The organism is Rhodoferax sp. GW821-FHT07F03, from assembly GCF_059418745.1.
Genome location: NZ_JBWKQM010000001.1, coordinates 99,253 through 122,033, shown reverse-complemented (window position 1 = coordinate 122,033; position 22,781 = coordinate 99,253). Strand labels below are relative to the sequence as shown.

The window sequence follows — 22,781 nt, the reverse complement described above, 5'->3', positions numbered from 1 at the left end:
ATCAAAAAGTTGGAAAGTGCGGATCATTGTTGTCTGATGGATTACCTATTTTCTTACCATTGGAGTCGAAGCCATGTACGTGCGGAGCTGCGGCATTTGGATTGTCATACGGCAATCCCGTTATGCGGTCAACGTGCCCATCGTGAATAAGCATTCGTTCTTTTCCTGTTACAGGATCACGCCATTTGTCAGGGTTATTTGGATCTTGGACAAGACCTTTGTCTTTTGCAAGTTGCTCAAGCTCCTCTCTGGTTTTCCCGGTCAATTCGTCTGGTTTAATTTCTGGACTAGGAGCCGACGTGTCGGCCTCCTCCGCCCCATTCACATTAAGCGCATTTTGTGCCTGGGCGAACGCACTCTTAGCTTTAACAGAAACCCAACCTACAAATGTTGCCCATACATCTTTGACAGGCTTCGTCTGCACGAGAGCAACTGTTAGGACAGCTAACACGACAACTGGCGTACTCACTCCGGCACCTATCGCTAGCCCTCCCACCATCACGGCGCTTGTTGTCCGCCCTCCGTTATGACCGTATCGATCAGGATCAGGACCATCTGGCTCATCACATGCACAAACAACCGTTGGCCGCAAAGTACGGATTGGTTCCTTGCCCGTCGATTGAGGTGGATCGCCTGCAGGACTTGCATCACTATTAGATGATTCTGAGCCGCCATCGCCGCTGGATCCCGCATCAAATCCCGTCGGGTCCGACATATTCAACGGGCTATTCCACACATAGCTGTAACGGTTAAAGCTCTGAGAATATCCAGGCGCCTGGATATGCGGATCAGCACTCATGAAGCGCGCTGTCATCGGGTCGTACACCCGGCCGTTCATGTTGATCAGCCCCAACTCATCCATGTGCTCATGGTTGGTGAAGCCGCGTTGTCCCAAGGTGTCGGTCACCGCATTTGTCGGATCTTCCGCACCAGGCACCTGGCGACGCTTGCCAAATGGCTCGTAAGCCAGACGCTCCAGCACCGTGCCAGCTTCGTCACTCACCACCGTGGTACTACCCAGACCATCGCGCTGGAAATACCGTGTCTGCTCACTAACTACATTGGCACTGCTGGTGATCTGCTTGATCTCGGCAATGACTGCGCCACCTGCTGTCACATAACTGCGCAGCTCCACACTGTTGTCGGGCTTGATTTCCTTTTCATAGAAGAGGTCCCCCGCATTGCCCGGGTTGAGGTAGTAAACCGTGCCCAGGGTGCTGGAGACCTGCTTGACACGTTGGTGCTCAGGTCCATAGGTGTACGTCTCCGATACCGTGGTGCTGCCACTGGTGGACGCCAGGGTCAACGGCATGTTGTAGCTTGTGTAGCTATAACTACGGGTATTAGCCACGGCAGTGCCTTGCTGCCAGACTTCGCTGGCGCGGTTACCGTTGCCATCGTGGCTGTAGAACCGGCTACCGCTGCTGCTGGGCAGCTGTACCAAGGTCAGAGCGTGGGGTGAAGCACTGGCCACACCGGTGGCAACGCATTGGCTGCCACTCACACTTTGTCCCGCCGGGCAGCTATAAGCCGTCTGCGCGGCAGCAGAAGTCGTGGTCTGGCAGGTACTGGTACTGCCAGTACCCACCTGTGTACCCGATGTGCAGACATATTGCACATTGGCAGGCACCAGTGTGTTATTCGACAACAAGCACTGGTTGTCACTTTGCAGAACTCCAGAAGTGCAGGTGTATTTGGGCGTAGCACCCACCGAGGTAGTGGTCACGCAAGTGCTGCTCGCCCCGGTCCCAGTCAAGGTTCCGCTCGTACAACTGTAGTTTGCTGTCGCACTCGATGTCGTGGTGTTGACACAGGTGTTACCTGCCACCGTCTGGCCTGCCGGGCAAGAATAGCTGCTGACTGTGGCCGCTACCGAGGTGGGAACTGTACAGGTCGAACCTGACAACGTCCCGGAAGAACAGCTGTAATTAGGGGTAGCGTTTGCGGTAGTGGTAACTACGCATGATGCACCTTGCAGTGTGCCTGCGGAGCACGAATAGAGAATGTGAGGCGTATAGACGCAATATGTTGTATACCCGGTATTGCGGCCGTTGTTCATTCCTATAGGGTCCGCAACTTTGTATGTCAAAAGCTGCCGGTTTGGCACTGCCCGACAAGCTTGCGCCCCCCCAGGAATATCGGTTTGGAACCCACTGCCGGTGCATGATCCTGCGGGATACGGTAAGGAATAAACCACATAGTTCACCATGAAGGAAAGGGAGCCCGCCGACGCTTGGTATTGAAACCTCGATGCAAGAGGAGGACCGGCTACGGTGCTTGGGCAACTGGTATCAAATGACTGGGCTGCAGCGGTAGTGGTAGTCAACGAACACGTCGTCCCCGAGAGGCTATAACCCGACGGGCAGCTATAACTGCTGACATTAGCCCCAACGGTCGTGGTGCCCACGCAGTTGGATCCACTCAGGCTGCCAGAGGCACAGGTGTAGTTGGGTGTCGCCGCCGTCGTCTGCGAATACACGCAGTTGGTTCCCGATAGCGTCGCATTGCTAGGGCAGGTCAAGGTTGAAGTGGCCGCCACCGAGGTGGTTGTCACACAGGTGGAACTGGATCCGCTGCCGGTCAATGTAGCCCCTGATGCACAGCTATACGCCGCGTTGGCCGGTGTCAGCACATTGGTCGAACTCAGGCACTGGGTGCCCTGCAAGGTTTGGCCCGAAGGGCAAGAATAGGTAACCGTAGGTGCAACGGACGTGGTGGTCACACAGGTACTGCTAGAGCCACTGCCGGTCAGCGTGCCGGTGCTGCAACCATATCCCTGCGTCGCCGCGGCGCTGACCGTTTGGTAGCCATAGCTTCCCAGATCGCTACGCGAAGTGATATTGCCGGAATTGGCGTATGCGTAGGTATTGGTATAGCTGGTCGCGCTGGCATTCACCGTGGAGGTGGTCAGGCGGTTCAGTGCGTCATAGCCAAAGGTTTCCAGCAGGCTTTGGGTCTGGTCATTGCGGTTGGTCACATTGCCCAGCGCATCGTACTGGTAGCTCGCGTTCTGCACCGCATTGCCGGCCCCCGCCGTAATGGCCTTCACGCGTCCGTTGGTCGGATCGAAGGTTTGTGTTGTCGCCAGTCCGTTGCCATAGGTTTGCTGCAGCAGATGCCCTTCGGCATCCCGCACATTGGCTTTCCACAGCACCACGCCAGATGAGACACGTGTGATGCTTTGCAGATAGCCCAAGGGAGTGAAGTTGTACTGCAACACCACGCCACCTGGGTAGGTGCGGGTCGCCACACGCCCGTTGGCGTCATAGGTGGCACCGTCTGTATAAGTGGTGTCCAGCGTGGTCGTGGTGCCGTTGGCACGGCCCAGACTGTCGTAGCCGAGCTTGCGGCTGTAGCCGGTACTGGTGGTTGCCTGGCACAGCTTGCCAATACCCTTGGGGCAGGCGACGGAGCCGCTGTAGGTGTCGTAATACCAATTAGAGACCAGGTCGGCTTCACTGCGTGCCGTCATGCGGCCCAGCACGTCATAAGCCATGGTGCTGGTGTTGCCCTTGCCGTCTTTCTGCGTAACCAGTTGGCCCAGTGCGTCGTAGCTATAGATCCAGGTACCCATGTCCGGATCGACCATCTGGGTTTTACGACCGCGCAGGTCGTACTGCATGGTCACGATGTTCTGTGCAACATCCTTGGTGGACACCAGATTGCCCAGGGGATCGTAGACAAAGCTAGTGGTCTGGTTGTTGCTGTCCACGACGGACACCACCTGTGCCTGGCTGTTGCGGGTGGTGGTGCTGGCCTGGTTGTTCGCATTGGTGACCGTCGTCACCAGTCCGCTGTAGCGGCTGCTGGTAACACTGCCATCAGCGGCCGTGCTGGACACCACACGCCCCAAGGCGTCGTAGATATTGGTCGTCCAGTAGGCTGTCTGTCCGGCGTAATAAGGCCGGGATACGGCCAGAACCTGGCCCAGGTTGTTGTACTGGGTGTCCTGGTAGATGGCTGTGCTGCTGCCCGAACCATCCCAACCCTGGGTCTCGGTGCGGAGCTTACGGCCCAAAGCATCGACATAGACCTTGCTGTAGGCACCGTTTTGGGTGGAACCGTTGCTGGCCAACGGGGTTGTGACCACCACATAAGCAGCCTGGGCACCGTTGACGGTGGGGCAGCTGGTGCTGCCGCCATTGAAACCAACACAGTAGAGGTACTGCGTCTGCGTCTTGTTGCCATCGGCACGGGCTTCCAGAATCGGTCGTCCCAGGGCATCGTAGTTCCATGTCGTTGTCAGGCTATTGGGACCAGTCAAGCTGGTAGGTCGGCCAAAACGCATGTCGTACTGCCGGGTTTCCTGCTGACTCAGAGCGTTGCTGGCACTGGTGACGAACTGGCCGGCAATAGGATTGGCGGTAGTCGCCGCAGTGCTGGAGCTGGAGCTGCGAGAGGTAAAGAGTGCGGATCCACTGGCACCGCTGCAATTGGCGGTGGTCGATCCGGTCTTGTTGCCGTAGCCGTCGTACACATAGCTGGTGGTCTGGCACAGCTGCGGCAACGTCGGCTCGATGGTCTCGCTCATGAGCAAGCCATTGCTGGCGTTGTAGGTGAACGCAGAGGTACGGGTGGCCGAGCCTGCAGGAGTGATGCTGGTCACCGCACTCTGAGTCAGTAATCCCAGAAACCAGTTGCTCGTGTCATTGGTATAGGTATTGGCAGTGGATTGGCTATAACCATCCCCCGTGCCCACCGTGGCCACCAAGGCATTGCCAAAACTATCAAAGGTATTGGTGGTCGTGGTCGTCGGCAACGCCGTTCCATCCAGATCCCAGCTGGTCTTGATAGCCTGGGATACATAGGGGAAATAGGTGTTTCCAGGTGCTACCGCGCAACCGTTGCCGGTTTGGGGATTGGTACAGCCAAAGGTATTGACGACCAGATTAATTTGGTGGCTAGGACCCGATGCTGCGGAGTTGCTGGTCGCAACGGTCAGGGGCAGTCCCGTAAAGGGCCAGGACTGGCTGAAAGTAGTCGTATTAGAAACCGTGTTGCTGCCCTGCTGCTGCGAGGTCGTCATGGCAGCGAAGCCCAGAACGCCTCTACCGGTGAATAGCTCCGCTCTCAAACCGCTGTAGCTGTAGTTGGTGGTGAGCAGCCCACCCACGCCATCGGGACTCACCACACTGCTGACCACATTGAAAGGCAGGTTCAGATTAACCAACGGATAGTTCACGGCGGAACCGACGGTGTACACCGCAGGATTGCTCAAGGTGCTGTAGTTGAAGTTGCTGTACGCACCCAGACCGTTGTCAATCTTGCTCACCAGTGTGGGCGCACCTGGCATGGCGTTGATCCAACTCTGGACATACATGCCGCTCGCGGCAGGGTTCCATGCCACCAAGTCCGCGCGTCCGGTACCACTCAGATCCGAGGTCAGCGTGCTCCAGCCCGTGGTGCCTGCAGCAGAAGTCCCGGTATTGCTGGCAGCACCATAGGCTTGCGTGAAATTCCCATCTCCATTGCCCAGGAACACATACGCCGCCCGCGTACCTGCGGCAGCATTGGCCGAGGCATAGACAATATCGACCAAGCCATCGCCGTTCACATCGGCCAAGCGGACATCCCAGCCCGTAAGGTTGCCCACATTGGACGAGATAGCATTTTTTTGCACAGCGGAAAACTGTCCGCCACCCACCCCGGCCCAAACATCCACGCTGGCACCACTGGTTCCCTTGCCCAAGGCCAGCAGCTCAGGTGCTCCCGCGCCATTGAGATCGGCCAGTACCAGGCTGTAGTTGGCCTGGTAGGTGTAACTCGAATTGCCTGGTGTACCGGTATACGTCAGCGCAGTGACTGGCGCACCCAACAAACCATTGGACTGCCCTGGCCAATACTGCATGGCAATGGAGTTGCCATTGGCATACAACATGACCAGGTCGGGAATCCCGTCATCATTGATGTCAGCCCAGTACACGCTGGATTGGACGTTGGCTGCAGTAAACCCCGTAGGCATGGCCCCCGTCCCCAAGCCTGAGGGCGTATTGAAACCACCTGACCCATTATTAAGCAGTCCCCAAACCGAAACGTTGCCCGAATCAGCAGTCACCCAAATAAGGTCAGCCTGGCCCGTTCCATTCTGGTCGGTCAGCCTGAAGTTTGCGACACCGGCGCAATTTGTGCCGGCATATGGCGTCGAGGTGGCCGTGCCAAAAGTACCATCGCCCTTGCCCTTGAGGACAGTCACCGTCAACGTGGCGCCGTCTGTGCTGCAAGTTGGAATCACCAGATCCGGAATACCGTCGCCGTTGATATCGCCGACCTGTAAATTAGTCCCCGTGCTAGCCCCGCCTTGGCTGGCTGCGAATCTTGTAATCTGCTTGCTGGCAGCCCCCAGATTGATGGCCGATATTGCCGCCTGTTTGGTGAAGGCACCAGAACCGTTGCTCAGCCATGCTTGGATCTGCAAGCTAGATCCCGATACCGAAAAACCAACCAGGTCCGTTCTACCGCTATTGGTCAGTGCAGCAGACACCATCTGCCAGCCGGTATAAGACTGTGCGGTGTCAGCAATGGAAGCCTGGGGCGTCGCAGCAAAACTCTGGCCGCAATTGGCAGTACATCCGTTGGCAAAACTGAGATAGGTCGGCCAAGTAATCTGCGTCGCGGGTAAGGTGCTTCCATCGGCGAAGACCTCTTGCACACTTGTCAGTGCAGACAGGTTGGATCCATACGTCTGGGACTTGTAGGTCAAGTTATAGGTCTTGACCAGGCTCCCGTTGGCATAGGTCTTGATGGTGCTGAGCAATTGGGTGTTTTTAACCAAACTGCCTGCGGTGTAAACCGGGATTTGATCCGTACGGCTGGTATAGCCGAACGCCACCGAACTGCTGGGTGCCTGGCTGCCGTTACCGGTATAGCTGATGCTCAAGGGGTAATAGGATCCGTTGGTAGCGTCCGGTGTGTACGCCATGGACATGTAATTGCCCACGGTGTCAGTGACCTTGCTCAGCGCCCACAGACGTACCGTTGGTTTGCCTTGCGCCAAGACGGCCGAATCGGTCGTGCTGCCGTACTGCAAGGTTTGGCCCGCTTTGGTCTTGACGGTGAACGACGCAGGCCCGTTGCCCAGTGCGCCATTGGCCACAATATTGCTGAAGCCGTCCTGCTCGGTTCGGTACACAGAGCCGGATGCTCCATAGGTCCCGCTGATCAGCATCAACTTTTGTCCATCGAGGCAGAAGCGATCTGTGCCGACGTAGGTAACACGACCACGAATCCCATCCGATGCCTGGGTTGCACTGCAGCGCGAAATGGACGACATGCCCGACAGACTCCAGCCAAGTCCCAACAAACCGTTACCGCCCTGGCTGTTGTATTGAAGACCAAGCTTGGGAGCCATGCCTGCAATGCCAGGCGGCAAAACGATGGGCATCGCATAGGTAGCAGCTCCGTTTTGGCCTACCCCCACCGAGCCTGACGTCGCCATGTTCTGTGCCTGGGCCGAGAGGCTCAAAGCCCCACCGAGAACTAACGCTGCACAAGAAAGAACCAGAGTTTTTAACTTCACACAAGCGGGACGCGTGAAGGGAGTCACAGAAAAAGAGGGCATTGGCAAATACAAAAATGCGCCTTTCACGGCGCGTAACTTTGCGATAGGTGCAACTACGGGAATTTACGTTCGAGCGATAGAAAGCGATGCGTGTGGGACAAAGAAATAAGGACACCACCCGGGTATGTCCGGATGGCTTAACTTCACGCCGCCATACAAATCAATCCATTGCTTCAAAAAAGGCAACGAATCGTAACAATATATTTACCAATACCCATGATCTTTACATGGCGATTTCGGGGGAGGAAGGGGATGGTTTTCATCAAAATGGTGGATGCATCGCGCCACCAGATGGAGCCATGAGCACATATTTGGGCAAAAAAATACTTCCACCCCATGGGATGCGACTTTGTCGCATCCCATAGTTCCGAACGTAAAGTCGGCGCCAAACCTTTTGGTCACGCCTCGCGTTTGCTGTAAATCGCGAAGTACATCATCAGCGCACGGACGGCGATAAATACCAGCAGCACGCCCTGAACAACGTACATCTCAGCCAGCTGAAATCCCGCTGCACCAATCGACACGACGATCAGCAAAACCCAGTCCAGCTTCGCGGTGTTGGCAAAGCCTGCTTTCTTATGGGTTCGGAACAGGCGGACACTGAGTGCAGCGGCAACACCGGTTGCACAACCGACCAGTGCAAGCTGGTACGTGGTGTAGATCAAAAGAGTGCCAATGGCCGCCGCAGCGATCAAGGTCATATGGAGTTTTTGGGTCAGTGTGGTCATATTGAATTCCAAGTAGAGATAAAAGAAAGTGAGTGGGGAGGCATCGGCCTATAGGGCTCGGCTCCCCAGATAAAGCGGTACGAGGGCCGACAAAAATACGGTTGCGATGGCCGTATTTCTGCCCTAGTGCCCCATCCGATCCGACACGATGATCTGTATGAACCGCGCCTTCACGCTGTTCACGTCCACCTTGACTTCCGTCTCGCCCTTGTCTTCCAGGTAGCCCAGGTAATACGCCACGTCGATGCTTTTGGACTTTCCCTTCAAACCAAACGTATACGACCCGGTGCATTGGCTCTGACTGTCGCCATGCGAGACAGTTTTGATGTTTTCCAGTGCGGGATCTCCAGTGAGATCGGACTGGATCTCCTGGTACCACACCGCATTGTTCAGGTGTGACTGGATGATGGCGATCACCTGGTCCTTGTTCTTGCCGCCGTTGCAATCCAGCTTGCTGCCGCAGCCCTGCAGACCTACCACGGCCGCACCCAAGGCTGCCACCATCACATACCTACCCCAGTTTTTAGTGTTCAACATAATTTCCTTTGATTGATTTATTTCAGAAAAGCCACCTCCGTCTCTCCATGAAGAGACGTGTGTGGAATCGATATAAAGATGTGTTTGAAACTCCTTTTAGAGCAAAAAAAGAGCGCCTTGAAGTAACCAAGCAGCAGGGACTGCAAGAAAACCTCGGCGCAGATATGTATTTTTACGATCTCATGATAGCTTAATGGGCTTCAAACACCGTGTATTCAAACACGTCTTTTTCTCAAGATCACAGGCATGCCACGCCATGCCTCTCCCGCGCCTACTCCCCTCTCCCTTCGACTGGTCTTTGCCCGCAATATCCGCTTGGTCCGCATCCATGCGGGCATGTCCCAAGAGAGCATGGCGGCTGAAGCCGGTCTGGACCGGACCTTCGTCGGCACCCTGGAACGTGGCCAGCGCAATATCTCCATCGACAACATCGCACTGATCGCCCAAGCCATTGGTGTCCCCGCGCACGAACTGATGGACCCGGACCTCCCTCGCCAGCGCGGTCTAGACGACACACTCACACGGGCACCCCGCACTGCACGCCCCTACCCTGTGTCGCGCAAGTCCAAAGCGGCAGGCTGATCAAGCCACCGCACTGGGTGCGGAAGCCTGCTGTAAATGGGCCACCTTCTGCTGCAGCCTGTCTCCCAACCGAGGCTTGACGGCAGTCCGTGCTGATCTCGACATCGGCACCAAGGCCAAGCCACCACTGTCCGGTTTATCCGGCCCTCCATCTCCATCTCCATCCACTGCGTGCGCATAGAACTCCTCCACCACGCTAGCGCCCTCCTCTTCAGACTCTTCAAATGCACCATGGGCCAGGCCCTGGCGCGCAGCCTCATCCAAAGCAGCCTGGTCAAAGCCAGCAGCCCGGCGGTCCGCATGCTCCGTTTTGGCTGTAGCGATCGCATCCGCCATCGTGGCTCCCGTCTGCACCGTCAGATCCACGTAGTAAATCGCCGACCGGTGCGACTGGGTGGTGGATTTGCCACGCAGCCGCAACTCCAGCGGCAAGGTCGACAGCAATCCACCCGATACCGCATGGAAGTAGCTGAGCCGTGCCGACAGAGTTCGGATGCTGTTGAACCCGGTGGTGCGGAACACAAAACTGCCCAGCTCGTCTTCGTCACCGATGCGGACGTTCAGCCGTCCGTAGGGCTTGCAGTAGCCACCTTGCCCCACGGCACAGGCCTCCGGTGCCGGACATGGCAGGGTCTGCATACCCTCCGCTGTGACCCGCCTACAGGTTTCACCGTTGCCGACGCACACAGGCCTGCCGGTGTGCCGGTCGAACATGGTGTAGTTGGCGCGCAGGTTCAGATCCGGGTCATCGAACAACAGGCGGACAGGGATGGTGCGCAGCTTGCCGCCGGCATTGCCGCTGGTCTTGCGCAGAGCTTCGTCAACCGGGTGAGGCACCCAGCCGTCCCGGTTCTGTACCTGGCTGGTGACGGTGAATTCATCGTCCTTTTCTGGGACACGTTTACCGGACTTTTCTACAACCTTGCCGATGGAGATCCGGCCAATCACGGGGGGCGTTAACGCCAAACCTTTGAGCATGGGGTTTCCTTTCTAAGAGGGTCTGTACAGGGTCTGTACAGGGTCATGGATGGAGACAAGAAGGAGAAGATGTGAAGAAAACTGGCAGGAGTGCTAGGGCTGTACGGCATCCAGCCGTACAGCCCTATGCCGCTAGCCATTGACCAGAAAGCGCCGAGATCCAGGCTTGACCAGGGGGTAGCGCTGCAGCAGTTCAGGTTGTGCGGCCAGCAGGCTGGCCACATCCAGCCCCTGGCTGTCCTTGCTGCGTTTCCAGGTCACGTCGCCGGCATCGAAGACCAGTTTGGTGGCCTCACCCATGCGCTGCTGGATGTGCTGCTTGAGCTGGGCTTCCAGTTGGATGGCTGCATCCAGTTGCTGGCGCACCGCCAGCAGATCGGAGAACACCGCACCCATAGCCAGATCGTCGGAAAGATCCAGGGTCTGGCCGTTGTCCTGCGGGTACAGGCAGCGCAGTGCCATATCGGCGGAGTCGGAACCATCGGCCGGTGGGGCTTCGTCCCGCTCCACATAACCCCAGAACTGGCGTTCCAACGCGATCAACCGGGCGATCATGGCTTCGTCTCTTTCGATGCGGTGGACCTGTAGTTCCTGCCCACAGATCAGCACAGCCACGTCGGCCGCCTGCTTGCCGGTGACAGCCAGTTGGTGCAAGACCTGCAGTTGGACGTATTCGGGTACGTCCTCCTGCCAGAGCCGGGCACCATTGATACCAGCAGTCTTGCATTCCAGGATCTGGACATCCGGCGCACCGATAACCTCCCGGTCCAGGTTGGCCAGCATCCAGGGTTCCCGAGGGTGCTGCAGTACCGCATTGATGCGACGTACCCGGTTGCCGGTGCGCTTGGTGTAGTGCGCCGCTACGATGGGTTCCAACAAGGTTCCCCAGTACATGGGACTGGTTTCGTCGTTGGGATCGGTCTTGGGCAGGTTGCCATCTCGACCCGTCTTCTCCATCCAGAGTTGAAGCTGAGACTTGTACGGGTTCAGGCCCACGGCAGCACCGGCGTCGGAACTGCCGATGCCGCCTTTACGTACGGACAGCCATTGCGCACGGCTGAGGTCCTGGGTTTTGACCAGCTTCAGGGCCGGTCGGGGTTTAGAGGTTGGGAGTGGTTTGTCAGGTTGAGTATGGGGAAGCATGGGGATTTCTTTCCATGGTCAAAGTGTCAAAGTTGGTCATCACAAGCACAGCGCCTGCGAAGACGTCATGCCTGTGGGTTAGGTTTCTGTGGGTCAGGTCTTAGGCTGGATTCCGTAACCGGCATCCAAGGCGAAGACGAGTTCAGCAGATAGCGCGCACCGAGCGCGTACAGTCCGCAAGGCCCGGCAGGCCGGTAGTACCCGGAGACGCAGCGCCGGAATGGCACACCGGCTTCGTTCGTGTAGACCACCGGATCGCCCATCGCAAAGCACAGGGGCTTGCCGTTCTCGGGCGGGAACGGCTTGAGCGCATCGTGCTGTGCGGTGATCTCGACGGTCCAATCGTGGTGGCTAGCCATGGCGTGGATCTCCTTCACGGTTCAGACAGCACAAGCACCACCACGGCATTCAACTAGCCAACTGCAGCGCATGCTCCAGTGCGCGCTGCTTGAGATTGGCCCCCTGGCCGAACCAGGCACTGTCCAAGCGGTATTCCTGGCTCTTGGCCCGTTTCTCATGGTCCACGAATTCGGTGACCGCATTGAGCAAGCCCCAGGCGGTACCACTGGCCGAGGCCAGTTCCGATCCCCTGCCCTGCCCGTCATACAGAGCCTGTACCCGTTTGAGTGCCCGTTCATTCGTCAGGCCCTGTGCCGGATCGACCTGGCGGTCGGTCTGGCACAGGACCTTGAGGAAGTAGTTCAGGGATTCATGGGTTTTGACTTTGCGCTCGGACAGGGTTTTCATGCGGTACATGAATCCGTCCCATTGCGAGACGGCAATGCCGAGTTGCTGCTTGACGGCTTGCGCGTCAAAGCTGGTGCTGTGCGGGACCTTGATGGCCTGGGTGGCTCCGTTCAAGGCCACGGCCAAGGTGTTGTTGCAGACCACCCGGATGGTGGTCGGCGTAGCCGTGGTTGCCAGGGTGCCATCGCAGGAAGTCGCCAGCAGGATGTAGCCTTTGACGGTATCACCACCCCTGAGGGCCGATTCCTTACCGGTGCGGGCCAAGGCCCAGAACTTCTTGCCACCTTTGAGGACACCGGCAGTTTCCAGCTCGAATCCAGACACCTCACTCAGGTCCCGGTAGAACTCCAGCACGGCTTGGGGTTGGACGACCTGGTAGCGGCCACTGACGACGGACAGTGCCGCCTTGGTATCGCTGCGGTACAGAACCTTGTGGTCCTCGCTGGACATGATGGCGCCCAGAGCGCCTTGCTGGTCTGCCAGGTAGCGGACAGGGGTTTCGCAGATGGACCAGTCCATCCCGGCTTTCTGAGCCCAGACCTCGATGGGTTGCTTGGGTGGGAGTGCGTTGCCGAGTTGGTGCCAGGGGGCTTCGCCGACATAGGCCATAGAGTTGATTTGGTGTGCCATGGTTATTTACTTTCAAAGTGGGTGGATGGGATAAGGGGAAGAAGCGAGAACGCGGAATAACGAAGAAATCCGGACGTGGCAAAGCCGCTGAAAACATCAGCCAGGCACGCCATGCCGGATCGGGAGCAGAAAAGAAACGAGGGAAACGGGGAAAGTGCTACGAGATCAGTGCAACCGTTGCAGTTGCGGGTAGCGAAGAATCAGAAACGAAAAGGCCCGGGCTACCTCCCCTAGGCCGTGGCTACCCGAGGACTGAAGGTGTAGCCGCACTGCAGGCACAGGCAGTTGTTCAGAACGTGCTGGTCAATGGCCTCGCCCAGGGAGGCTCCCAGCACACAGCCGGTTCCGCCGCCGACCAGAAGGCCAACCAAGACGCCGAGCAAGACACCACCGGGACCTGCCAGTGTGCCGACCGAACCACCAATTTCTGCGCCGTTCAGGGCGCCTATGGCTCCGCCTGCGGCGCCGGCGACTGTCCCCAAGCTACCACCGGTCTTTCTCGCAATATCCTTGGTGTCGATCCGCTCGGATGCGCATTGCGGGCATTGAAGGGGCATGGGGACATCTCCTTGTATGAATCGATATATCGGGTAGGAATACAGTTTTCAGATGCATGGGCAGGCTGCCTGGCAAAAATGCGGCATAGAACCCCGTATTTTTTGGAGTTTCATATATAGGACGAGACAAGCAAGAGATAGCACACCGAACACAAATGCAATGGCAAATGCGGCCAGACTTTCCAGGGGAGCGTTAGTTGAGAGCATAGGAATTCCTACGAAAGAAAAAGGGGTTGGACAGGGGGTTGGAAAGGATCGAAAGATACCCAGCATTGCACTGGGGATGGCTGGCAGGTGAATCGGCACGAAAATCCCAAGTGAGGGTTATTCGGTGGCACCGAGGCCCAAACAAGCGTATTTAAATCTCGTCTGTATCACTTTGCCATGGGAGTGATATGTGACTGAAAATATTTAGGACCCAGACGCCCACGCTCCAAGGCACGCACAGACGGCCTTGCCCACGCGATCCGCGACACAGGCAGCGCTGGTGGCATATTGGTGCCACCAGTTGGCCTCCAATCGACGGTGCGCGCCTACCCCAGGCTGAACGCGCCGAACTCAGTGATTACAAGGGATCTGGCTACCCTCGTTCCGTAATCCGTGGACTCGCCGTGCAAAACCATATTTCGGTTGAGTTCGCGTCAGTCTGGCTCGCCCTGCGCCAAGGCCATGGCCTCCCGCTCTTTTTCGTTCGCATTGATCGGGAGCACATTGGCCACAGCAGGAAATTTAAGCGACCTTCCGTATAGACTGCCACCAAGCAAAATGCCTCCAAGGCCTAGTAGTATCGAGGCAATCGAAAATCAAGGAGGCTGCGTGAAATCAAACCGTCCCGCGAAGACATTGCCGGCGTTCGTCAGGATCGGCAAGTAGCCATGCCTGCGGCGCTTCCAATCACCGACACGGTCATTGCCGCCATCGCGCAGCTCATTGACGACTCCAAGTCCAACGGCGAGTATCGAGACCCCACGCACTCAGACATCGATTTTTATGTCTCGCAGGCTGGCCTTTCCGCGCACGATCCCAAGCGACAAGGCCAGGTCGTCGGTAAGGCAAAACGAGTGCGGGCGATTCTGCACGTTGCGTTAACAGACAACGCCGACGCAGGCTCTACTCTCATTGGCTCGATCTTGGCGAAGGTCCGCGCGTGCGGCGGATTTCGTGAGGGCTCCCAAAACTATGTCGGCACGGAAGCAATCACCAACGCCCAAACAGCATTTGATGCCGAAGGATTCGCACTTGCCGCCGATGGTTCGATTGGGCCGAAGGTTCTATCTGCTTTGCAAGGCCAGGAATTGACCGAAGCATTGCGGGCCTACGCGAACCGAGCGCAGAAAGGCTCGCATGACGCGGCCCTCTTAGCTGGCACCGGCAAAGACTTGATGGAAGCGACCGCCGCCCATGTCTTGCAGACCATCAACGGTGGCTACCCGACAGGCGCGAACTTCCATAGCTTGCTCGGCATGGCGTTTGTCGCGCTCAATTTGGCGGTCCCCGAACTACCAGCGCAGCATGGCGAATCGCCAATCAAAGGGTTGGAGCGCGGACTGTTTCAAGCAGCCATCGCCGTCAACCGACTGCGCAACAAAGAGGGAACTGGCCATGGCCGCCCATGGCTGCCGTCTCTCAAAGACGATGAAGCCAAGGCGAGCACCGAGCTCGCGGGCTCAGTGTCGGCGTATCTGCTTTCCAAATTGGAAAAGCACCGCAAGTGATCTCCGCGATCCTAAAGCGAGTGTCCCAATGGCTTTAATTATTCGAGGCAACGAGCCAGAGAGCGTGTTCCACCTCAACGGCTTGGACGAAAACAGCGCAACCTATGCCATGGGGTGGACCCTTGAGCAAAGCCAGGCATTCCGGCAGATTTTTGTCGAGGCTCTGCTTGGAGAGCCGGTTGACGTAGCGACGGCCAAGCTGTCACTACAAAAACATGGCGAAGACGGCGGATACACTGACCTGGAGATCCAAGCTGGACAAGAATTCCATCTCGTGATCGAAGCAAAAAAAGGCTGGCAAGTTCCAAGTCTCGAACAACTGACGAGATATCGCCCAAGGGCGCTCGCGGGAGGGGCCTTGCGCCAACGGCTTGTGTCTGTCAGCTCGGCCCACGCCGACATCGCCACCCGCAGGCTTCCGCCACATTTGGATGGTGTGGGAGTCGTCCACCTTTCATGGCGCGACATTCAAAGGATGGCCAGCGCCGCTCATAGCCAGGCGTCGGGATTTGAAGAGAGGCTCTGGCTTCGCCAATTTGTTCAATACATGCAGGAGTTCGTAACTATGGAGCGTTTGACGGACAACACGGTTTATGTCGTATCCCTTGGCCTTGGTCCGATGGTGGACGGGGGCACTCACACATGGGTCGATGTCGTGGAGACGGACCGCAGTTATTTCCATCCCATTGGAAAAACCTGGCCCACCCAGCCGCCCAACTATGTCGGGTTTCGGTATAACGGCAAGCTTCAATCGGTCCACCATGTCGATAGCTTCCAAATCGCTGCCGATATTTCAACGATCAACCCCTTGTGGCTCCAAACTTCTGACGACCACTTCGTGTATCGGCTCGGCCCGCCCATGAAGCCTCCGGTCGTGGTAAGGACCGGCGATATCAACCGAAACGCTCGCTGCACATGTGCTATCGACACCTTGCTTTCAGGTGCGTTCACGACGATCAGCGCTGCACGCGACGAAACGAAGCGGCGGTTGGCTGAGGCTACGTAACTGGCTGCAAAGCGGCGTGGCAGGAAGAGCCGCCACATGCGTGTGTCACGCCAGCAAAGAAAATGCCACTCGTCCATGCTTGGAAGAGTGAGCAACCATCGTGGATGGCCCCGCTCATGGAGGTGAAGCAGGGGAACTTGCGTTCGGGCAGCACTATATCCAAGCCCAACATCAAGTCAAACGGCTTACTTCGACGTATAGCTGAGCAAGTTGCGCGCTGGCGTTGCAGACCAGGTCATTGGGATGACGTCTGAACATCTGTTGATTACGGAAACCGAAGAGTGTGGCAATGTGACCCAGGTCTACGATTCTGTCCGGGACAAATAGGGCGCGCTAAATCGACGCCTATGCGATTGCGCATCAGCTCGGCGACCTCGGGCTTGACGCCGTTGAAGCGACGGGGCTCGCACCGCACTGCGTGCGCATCCATTCGCCTTTGTCCGCGGGGTCCAGGTAGGTGATGATCACACCCGCAGCTGCGGTCATCGGAGCACTCGCTGCGCGCATGGGAGCGAGCTGGCTCCACGACGGCACTTCCACTTTAGGAATGGCGATCGCAGCCAACCTTTCTGGAGGACGTAATTGCGGCCAGCGCCCGTTCTCGTCATAGGGAGATAACTCGACAAACAGTGGCGAGCCGATGCGCGAACGCAGCACAGCAGGACACACGACCGCTGTCTTCTCTCCAGGCTCAACCCTGCAAACCGCACGCCCGCCTGCGGCCTTATTCAGGTGATCGCATCCTTCGCTGGTTAGGACCATCGCGACAGGAACCTCCCCCAGGCCCAGCACACCAACGACGGCTCTTGGGAATCCGGCCCCGTTGCCCGATATCCCTAGCAACGCCACCAAACTGGCCGCAATGCACACGCCCAATATCGCCAAGATATTGACCCGCGTCATCCAGGCCACGACGACATTCGATGCATAACACCAGGCGGTCCACCCCACCAAACCAACCAAGAAACGGCCGGAATCCCCGTCGCGCGGAAAAAAGGCAAACAGCGTGAGGAAAGCTGACATGGCCGTCAGCAACCAAAAATACCCAAAAGCCGAAAAACCTACTCCTCTGCGGATCTTCGCCCATCGGTTATCAGCCGCGTCAGAGACGTTCGCCTTGTACGTCGGCTTCAAGAAGGCAAAAACGCAGGCCAGGATCAACAACAAAACGAATGGGGTCGCGTAGCCCCACCTTGGAATTTCGCCCTTGGGATCCAAATAGAAGTAGAGCGCGAAAGCAATCGCGCTCAGCATTCCGGGAGCAATGAGAAGAGCCAAGGCTCGGTTCTCGCCCAGCCCGTTCGGACTTTCCTTTTGACCACGCATCATGAGCCCGGTACCGAACGCGCAGCCCGTCAACGCAGCGGCAAGAGCGAATCCGACGACTGCGACCGCCATCAATATCGCGCTGACCCCTGCCAGATCCAGCTCGGGTATCCGGCCAAGCTGGCAAAAGAACGCAAGCAATAGCAGACCACCCATCACCGAGGCCACCGTGCCCGCAGTGGCCAAAGGGCGTTCCCGAAGTTGCTGCAACCACCAGGGCATTGGCGGCTCCGTCTTGTTGACCCGATGCCGTCGCGAGGGCTTTTTGTCCTCTTCCATGTGTCCAAACCTCCCTTTCTTGCATTTTGACATCGGCAAGAATCTTTTAAGACCGCACAAGGCAGCTAGTTCAAAGCGATTACGTTACAAGCTTTCGGTGATTTCTTTGGTTTGGATATTTGTGTCGGCTAGGCCTGCGGTTACAGCATCAAAGGCCTCTTCTTCAAGGTCGCCTTGGTGCGCGGCAACATACTGCGCTATTTTTGAAGAAAAGAAACGCTGGGATCACTCGAAGTCCCCTTCCTAAGCGACAGACGCACACATGGCCATGGTGGGGTTCGGCAGACTGATGGCTTATTGCGCGTATCCTGACGTACATCCCCAGTTTTTTCGTCACGGCTTCTGACCGCCAAGCCTGAACAGACGTAAACCCGTCTATTTCAGAATATTTTTAGGATTTCTATAGGCCAATCCAAGCACCATTCGCATTGGTAGAAACAATGGTAGGAACAATGAAAAAGCGCCCCGTAGGGCGCTTGTTTCTTAGTTACTTGGCGGAAAGGGTGGGATTCGAACCCACGGTACCTTGCGGTACGCCTGATTTCGAGTCAGGTACATTCGGCCACTCTGCCACCTTTCCTGGTATGTCTTTAGCTTGGTCCTAGTGGCCTTGGGACTAAGCAACGCCCGCCATTCTAGCAGCTGACGCGGCCATATTCGGCTTAGCCACCCAATTTTTCCAAACCGCCCAGGTAAGGACGCAGCGCTTGCGGCACGGTGACCGAGCCATCGGCATTCTGGTAATTCTCCAACACAGCTACCAGGGTACGGCCGACGGCAAGACCCGAGCCATTCAAGGTGTGCAGCCATTCGTTCTTGCCCTGCGCATTCTTGAAACGGGCTTGCAGACGGCGGGCCTGGAAGGCTTCGCAGTTGGAGACCGAGCTGATTTCACGGTAGGTGTTCTGCGCAGGCAGCCAAACCTCCAGGTCATAGGTCTTGGCCGCGCCAAAGCCCATGTCGCCGGTGCACAAGGACATCACACGGTACGGCAAACCGAGCTTTTGCAGAATGGCTTCAGCGTGGCCGGTCATCTGTTCCAAAGCCTCGTAGCTGTGGTCGGGATGGACGATTTGCACCATCTCCACCTTGTCGAACTGGTGCTGGCGAATCAGGCCGCGCGTGTCGCGCCCTGCGCTGCCGGCTTCAGAGCGAAAGCAAGGTGTGTGGGCGGTCAACTTGATGGGCAGGTCGGCCTCGGCAGCAATGGTGTCGCGCACGAAATTGGTCAACGGCACTTCGCTGGTGGGGATGAGGTAGAGCGCGCTGTTGTCGGGCACTTCTTCGCCATCCTGGCCGCCTTTTTTGGCGGCAAATAAATCGCCTTCAAACTTGGGCAACTGGCCCGTGCCGCGCATGGAGTCGGCATTCACGATGTAGGGCACATAGCACTCGGTGTAGCCATGTTCGATGGTCTGCACGTCCAGCATGAATTGCGCCAAAGCCCGGTGCAAGCGGGCAATTGGCCCCTGCATGACGGTAAAGCGCGAGCCGGTGAGCTTGACGCCCATTTCAAAGTCCAGGCCCAGGGGTTCGCCCAGATCCACATGGTCTTTAGCTACAAAGTCCATAGCACCCGGCGCACGTTCGGCGGGGCTCCAGGTCCGCACCACCACATTGCCATATTCGTCCGCGCCGACCGGCACGCTGGCATGCGGCAGATTGGGTACGGCCAGCAGCAGGGCTTGCAGCTCGGCTTGCAGATGGTCCAGACGCAGGGCCGAGCTTTCCAGCTCGTCCTTGATGGCGGCCACGGCAGCCATGACGCCATCGACGCTTTCCCCCTTGGCCTTGAGTTGGCCGATCTGCTTGCTGAGCGCGTTGCGCTGGGCCTGCAGCTCCTCGGTACGGGTCTGTATGGTTTTGCGCTCGGACTCCAGCGCGCGGAACGAGTCCACGTTCAGGAAGGCTTGCGGATTTTTACGCGTTTGCAGCCGGGCTACGACGGCGTCGAGGTCTTTGCGGAGGAAGGTGATGTCTAGCATCCCCGCATTTTAGTTTCACGCCAGCGTGGCCGGATCGACGTTGCCGCCGCAGAGTATCAACGCCACTTTTTCGTCCGCACGCACCTGGTATGCACCAGACTGCAAGGCCGCCAAACCCAGGGCCGCACCGGGCTCCACGGCCAGCTTCAGCTCCTTCCACAGCCAGCGCTGCGCGGCTCGGATGGCGTCGTCGTCCAACAGCAAGGCATCTCGTACAAAACGTTGCGTGACCTCCCAACCCAGCTGCCCGATGCGCTTGGCGCCCAATGAATCTGCGGCGATACCCCCCACTGCAACATCCACCGGTTCACCCGCTTGACGCGCACGGTACAGCGTTGGCGCCAAGGTAGGCTCCAGGGCTACCACGCGGCTACGCTGCTCAAACCAGGCCGCCACGCCGCCGATCAGGCCCCCGCCGCCCACGCTGACCAACACGCTGTCGGGCAGACCGCCCTGGGCTTCCATCTCGTGGGCCAGGGTGCCGGCACCAGCCAGCACTTCCGGCTGGTCGTAGGCATGGGTCAACAGGGCGCCGGTGATCTGCTGGCGCGCCATGCAGGCCTCGAAAGCCTCCGCATACACCGCCCCGGTCACCACTACCTCGGCCCCCAGATCACGCAAGCGGGCACGCTTGGCTTCGGGCGAGACCGTGGGCACAAATACCTCACAGCGCACGCCCAGGGCCTGCGCCGCCGCCGCCGTGGCAATGCCCGCATTGCCGCCTGAGGCGATCACCACGCCCGCTTTCGGTATGTTGTTGGCCAACAGACGGTTCAGCATGCCGCGGGCCTTGAAGCTGCCGCCCACCTGGGTGTGCTCCAACTTGAGCCAGACCTCGGCACAGCCCAGGCCCAGCGCTGCGCCGGATAGCTTCCACAACGGTGTTTTACGTAAAAAATTGCCGTGGCGCGCATCAAACCTGCGCAAGGCGCTATCAATTTCAGAGTGATTCATCTTAGTAGCCGTCACTGCCATAGCCGCTGGCCAGGCTTTCAAACTTGGTGATATTGCGCAAGAACGCCAGCTTGACGGTGCCGACGGGCCCGTTACGGTGCTTAGCGATGATGACCTCAGCCACGCCCGGCTCTTTACACGCGTCCTTGGTGTAGTACTCGTCGCGGTAAATGAACATGATGATGTCCGCATCCTGCTCGATGGCGCCGGATTCACGCAAGTCACTCATCATGGGACGTTTGTCCGGGCGTTGCTCCACCGAACGGTTGAGCTGGGACAAGGCGATCACCGGGCATTGCAATTCTCTGGCCAGCATCTTCAAGCCGCGCGAGATTTCGCCCAGTTCGGTGGCGCGGTTGTCGCTACCTCCACTGGAGCTGGAGCCACTCATCAGCTGCAAGTAGTCGACCACGATCAGGCCCAGCTTGCCGCACTGGCGTGCCAGGCGGCGCGAGTTGGCACGCAGCTCGCTGGGAGACAGGCCCGGGGTTTCATCGATATGCAACGACACCGTACGCAGGCGCTCCACCGCCTCGGCCAGGCGCGGCCATTCCTCGTCGGTCAGCTTGCCGGTGCGCAAATGACCCTGGTCGACGCGGCCGATCGAGCCCACGATACGCACAGCCAACTGGGATGCACCCATTTCCATCGAGAAGATGGCAACCGGCAAGCCCTCGTTGAGCGCCACGTGTTCGGCGATGTTCACCGCGAAAGCCGTCTTACCCATGGACGGACGCGCTGCAAGCACAATCATATCGCCCGGCTGCAGGCCAGAGGTCATGCGATCCAGGTCAGGAAAACCCGTGGCCACACCGGTCACGTCGCCAGCACTGTCAGCCATCTCCTGCACGCGGTCCAGCAAGTCGACCACCAGGGTGTCCATGGCCTGGAAGCCCTGTTTGCTGCGCGCACCTTCTTCGCCGATATTGAAGATCTTCTGCTGGGCCTCGTCGAGGATCTTCTCCACCGGCCGGCCCTGGGTGTTAAAGGCATTGGTGGCGATCTCATCGCTGACCGTGACCAATTTGCGCAGCACGCCGCGCTCACGCACGATTTCAGCATAGCGGCGGATATTGCTGGCACTAGGCACGTACTGCGCCAGCGAGTTCAGGTAGGCCAAGCCCCCTACTTCGTCGGACTTGCCGATTACCTGCAGGCGCTCGAACACCGTGATCACGTCGGCCGGCTTGCTTGCGTTGATCAGCTCGCGCACCGCGGTAAAGATCAGCCGGTGCTCGTAACGGTAAAAGTCATCGTCCTTGAGCAAGTCTCCCACCCGGTCCCAGGCATTGTTGTCCAGCAGCAGGCCACCCAGCACGCTGGACTCGGCCTCGATGGAATGGGGAGGAATGCGCAACTGCGCAATTTCGCGGTCGTGGCTGGAGGACTCGTCCAAGGGGGGGAAAACGGCAGACATGGGGGCTTGCTTCCTGGGGTGAGGCTGGATGCTACGCGGTGGCGCCGGGAACGGCCAGGCACAAGTCTGTGCGCAAGCCGTGGATAAGCTCTGGACAACCCGGTATAAAACCCGGCGCCAAAGGAAAAGGCCGCCAGAGCTTACGCCCTGGCGGCCTCTTACAGAGAAACGCTAATTAAGCGGTTTCGCCGTAGACCGAAACGGTGATTTCCACAACCACGTCGGTGTGCAAAGCCACGTTCACGGTGTTGTCGCCGATGGTCTTGATCATGCCGTTAGGCAGGCGAACCTGGGCCTTGGCAACCTTGTAGCCTTGCTTGTTCAGCTCTTCGGCGATGTCCGCATTGGTCACGGAGCCGAACAGACGGCCATCCACGCCAGCCTTTTGCGTCAGCTTGATGGTCGTGCCGCCGAGCTTTTCGCCCAGAGCTTGCGACTCAGCCAGCTTGGCAGCAGCAGCCTTTTCCAGTTCGGCGCGCTTGGCTTCGAACTCGGCCTTGGCCAAGGTGGTAGCGCGACGTGCGCGGCCAGAAGGGATCAAGAAGTTGCGGGCGTAGCCGTCTTTGACCTTAACGATGTCGCCGAGATTTCCAAGGTTCACGACCTTGTCGAGCAGAATGATTTGCATGTTCGTACTTC

General features: G+C 58.0%; 17 protein-coding genes and 1 tRNA gene. 4 read left to right on the top strand and 14 right to left on the bottom strand.

Features of this window, described 5'->3' with window-relative positions; all coding sequences use genetic code 11:
• Position 1 precedes the first annotated feature (1 nt).
• The 3 genes from AC07R0_RS00520 to AC07R0_RS00510 form a co-directional block, all read right to left on the bottom strand.
• The gene (locus tag AC07R0_RS00520; RefSeq protein WP_495103365.1) at positions 2-7,585 is read right to left on the bottom strand and encodes an FG-GAP-like repeat-containing protein; all 7,584 of its coding nucleotides are present in this window, start codon (positions 7,583-7,585) and stop codon (positions 2-4) included.
• Between the two features lie 371 nt (positions 7,586-7,956).
• Positions 7,957-8,286 (bottom strand): hypothetical protein, encoded by a 330-nt coding sequence (locus tag AC07R0_RS00515; RefSeq protein ID WP_495103364.1) that lies wholly within the window; start codon positions 8,284-8,286, stop codon positions 7,957-7,959.
• 123 nt (positions 8,287-8,409) lie between these two features.
• Positions 8,410-8,823, bottom strand: a complete 414-nt coding sequence (locus AC07R0_RS00510) for a hypothetical protein (RefSeq protein ID WP_495103363.1) — start codon at positions 8,821-8,823, stop codon at positions 8,410-8,412.
• A 47-nt stretch (positions 8,824-8,870) separates the two neighbouring features.
• Between AC07R0_RS00510 and AC07R0_RS00505 the strand changes: the two genes are divergently transcribed.
• Both AC07R0_RS00505 and AC07R0_RS00500 read left to right on the top strand, forming a co-directional pair.
• Positions 8,871-9,017, top strand: a complete 147-nt coding sequence (locus AC07R0_RS00505) for a hypothetical protein (protein WP_495103362.1) — start codon at positions 8,871-8,873, stop codon at positions 9,015-9,017.
• A 52-nt stretch (positions 9,018-9,069) separates the two neighbouring features.
• Entirely contained in the window at positions 9,070-9,405 is a 336-nt protein-coding gene (locus tag AC07R0_RS00500) for a helix-turn-helix domain-containing protein (protein WP_495103361.1), read from the top strand.
• On the opposite strand, the gene AC07R0_RS00495 is transcribed toward AC07R0_RS00500, so the two are convergent.
• The 5 genes from AC07R0_RS00495 to AC07R0_RS00475 all read right to left on the bottom strand — a co-directional run bounded on the left by AC07R0_RS00495 (position 9,406) and on the right by AC07R0_RS00475 (position 13,460).
• Positions 9,406-10,383, bottom strand: a complete 978-nt coding sequence (locus AC07R0_RS00495; RefSeq protein WP_495103360.1) for a recombination directionality factor — start codon at positions 10,381-10,383, stop codon at positions 9,406-9,408.
• 132 nt (positions 10,384-10,515) lie between these two features.
• Positions 10,516-11,526, bottom strand: coding sequence for a YqaJ viral recombinase family nuclease (locus tag AC07R0_RS00490; RefSeq protein WP_495103359.1), 1,011 nt, complete (start codon positions 11,524-11,526; stop codon positions 10,516-10,518).
• A gap of 65 nt (positions 11,527-11,591) precedes the next feature.
• A complete protein-coding gene (locus tag AC07R0_RS00485; RefSeq protein ID WP_495103358.1) occupies positions 11,592-11,885 on the bottom strand; it encodes a hypothetical protein in 294 nt (97 codons plus the stop codon).
• A 49-nt stretch (positions 11,886-11,934) separates the two neighbouring features.
• Positions 11,935-12,903, bottom strand: a complete 969-nt coding sequence (locus tag AC07R0_RS00480; protein WP_495103357.1) for a DUF932 domain-containing protein — start codon at positions 12,901-12,903, stop codon at positions 11,935-11,937.
• A 230-nt stretch (positions 12,904-13,133) separates the two neighbouring features.
• Positions 13,134-13,460 (bottom strand): hypothetical protein, encoded by a 327-nt coding sequence (locus tag AC07R0_RS00475; protein WP_495103356.1) that lies wholly within the window; start codon positions 13,458-13,460, stop codon positions 13,134-13,136.
• 875 nt (positions 13,461-14,335) lie between these two features.
• On the opposite strand from AC07R0_RS00475, the gene AC07R0_RS00470 reads away from it, so the two are divergent.
• Positions 14,336-15,175: an abortive infection family protein gene (locus AC07R0_RS00470; protein WP_495103355.1), complete on the top strand. Its 840-nt coding sequence runs from the start codon at positions 14,336-14,338 to the stop codon at positions 15,173-15,175.
• Between the two features lie 28 nt (positions 15,176-15,203).
• Positions 15,204-16,181, top strand: coding sequence for a hypothetical protein (locus AC07R0_RS00465; protein ID WP_495103354.1), 978 nt, complete (start codon positions 15,204-15,206; stop codon positions 16,179-16,181).
• A 360-nt stretch (positions 16,182-16,541) separates the two neighbouring features.
• On the opposite strand, the gene AC07R0_RS00460 is transcribed toward AC07R0_RS00465, so the two are convergent.
• The 6 genes from AC07R0_RS00460 to rplI all read right to left on the bottom strand — a co-directional run bounded on the left by AC07R0_RS00460 (position 16,542) and on the right by rplI (position 22,770).
• Positions 16,542-17,786: a hypothetical protein gene (locus AC07R0_RS00460; protein WP_495103353.1), complete on the bottom strand. Its 1,245-nt coding sequence runs from the start codon at positions 17,784-17,786 to the stop codon at positions 16,542-16,544.
• Between the two features lie 492 nt (positions 17,787-18,278).
• A tRNA-Ser gene (locus AC07R0_RS00455) sits at positions 18,279-18,366 on the bottom strand.
• Positions 18,367-18,448: 82 nt separating this feature from the next.
• Positions 18,449-19,771 (bottom strand): serine--tRNA ligase, encoded by a 1,323-nt coding sequence (gene serS / locus AC07R0_RS00450; protein WP_495103352.1) that lies wholly within the window; start codon positions 19,769-19,771, stop codon positions 18,449-18,451.
• A gap of 15 nt (positions 19,772-19,786) precedes the next feature.
• Positions 19,787-20,725 (bottom strand): threonine/serine dehydratase, encoded by a 939-nt coding sequence (locus AC07R0_RS00445; protein WP_495103351.1) that lies wholly within the window; start codon positions 20,723-20,725, stop codon positions 19,787-19,789.
• A gap of 1 nt (position 20,726) precedes the next feature.
• Positions 20,727-22,142 carry a replicative DNA helicase gene (gene dnaB, locus AC07R0_RS00440; RefSeq protein ID WP_495103350.1) on the bottom strand — a complete coding sequence of 472 codons (1,416 nt, stop codon included), beginning with the start codon at positions 22,140-22,142 and terminating at the stop codon, positions 20,727-20,729.
• Positions 22,143-22,317: 175 nt separating this feature from the next.
• Positions 22,318-22,770: a 50S ribosomal protein L9 gene (gene rplI, locus AC07R0_RS00435; protein WP_495099095.1), complete on the bottom strand. Its 453-nt coding sequence runs from the start codon at positions 22,768-22,770 to the stop codon at positions 22,318-22,320.
• Between the last annotated feature and the right edge of the window lie 11 nt (positions 22,771-22,781).

What these genes read in the sequence shown, in the direction of transcription:
- AC07R0_RS00515 (WP_495103364.1), bottom strand. Translation starts at nt 8,286, where the DNA reads ATGACCACACTGACCCAAAAACTCCATATGACCTTGATCGCTGCGGCG.
- AC07R0_RS00510 (WP_495103363.1), bottom strand. Translation starts at nt 8,823, where the DNA reads ATGTTGAACACTAAAAACTGGGGTAGGTATGTGATGGTGGCAGCCTTG.
- AC07R0_RS00505 (WP_495103362.1), top strand. Translation starts at nt 8,871, where the DNA reads ATGAAGAGACGTGTGTGGAATCGATATAAAGATGTGTTTGAAACTCCT.
- AC07R0_RS00500 (WP_495103361.1), top strand. Translation starts at nt 9,070, where the DNA reads ATGCCACGCCATGCCTCTCCCGCGCCTACTCCCCTCTCCCTTCGACTG.
- AC07R0_RS00495 (WP_495103360.1), bottom strand. Translation starts at nt 10,383, where the DNA reads ATGCTCAAAGGTTTGGCGTTAACGCCCCCCGTGATTGGCCGGATCTCC.
- AC07R0_RS00490 (WP_495103359.1), bottom strand. Translation starts at nt 11,526, where the DNA reads ATGCTTCCCCATACTCAACCTGACAAACCACTCCCAACCTCTAAACCC.
- AC07R0_RS00485 (WP_495103358.1), bottom strand. Translation starts at nt 11,885, where the DNA reads ATGGCTAGCCACCACGATTGGACCGTCGAGATCACCGCACAGCACGAT.
- AC07R0_RS00480 (WP_495103357.1), bottom strand. Translation starts at nt 12,903, where the DNA reads ATGGCACACCAAATCAACTCTATGGCCTATGTCGGCGAAGCCCCCTGG.
- AC07R0_RS00475 (WP_495103356.1), bottom strand. Translation starts at nt 13,460, where the DNA reads ATGCCCCTTCAATGCCCGCAATGCGCATCCGAGCGGATCGACACCAAG.
- AC07R0_RS00470 (WP_495103355.1), top strand. Translation starts at nt 14,336, where the DNA reads ATGCCTGCGGCGCTTCCAATCACCGACACGGTCATTGCCGCCATCGCG.
- AC07R0_RS00465 (WP_495103354.1), top strand. Translation starts at nt 15,204, where the DNA reads ATGGCTTTAATTATTCGAGGCAACGAGCCAGAGAGCGTGTTCCACCTC.
- AC07R0_RS00460 (WP_495103353.1), bottom strand. Translation starts at nt 17,786, where the DNA reads ATGGAAGAGGACAAAAAGCCCTCGCGACGGCATCGGGTCAACAAGACG.
- serS (WP_495103352.1), bottom strand. Translation starts at nt 19,771, where the DNA reads ATGCTAGACATCACCTTCCTCCGCAAAGACCTCGACGCCGTCGTAGCC.
- AC07R0_RS00445 (WP_495103351.1), bottom strand. Translation starts at nt 20,725, where the DNA reads ATGAATCACTCTGAAATTGATAGCGCCTTGCGCAGGTTTGATGCGCGC.
- dnaB (WP_495103350.1), bottom strand. Translation starts at nt 22,142, where the DNA reads ATGTCTGCCGTTTTCCCCCCCTTGGACGAGTCCTCCAGCCACGACCGC.
- rplI (WP_495099095.1), bottom strand. Translation starts at nt 22,770, where the DNA reads ATGCAAATCATTCTGCTCGACAAGGTCGTGAACCTTGGAAATCTCGGC.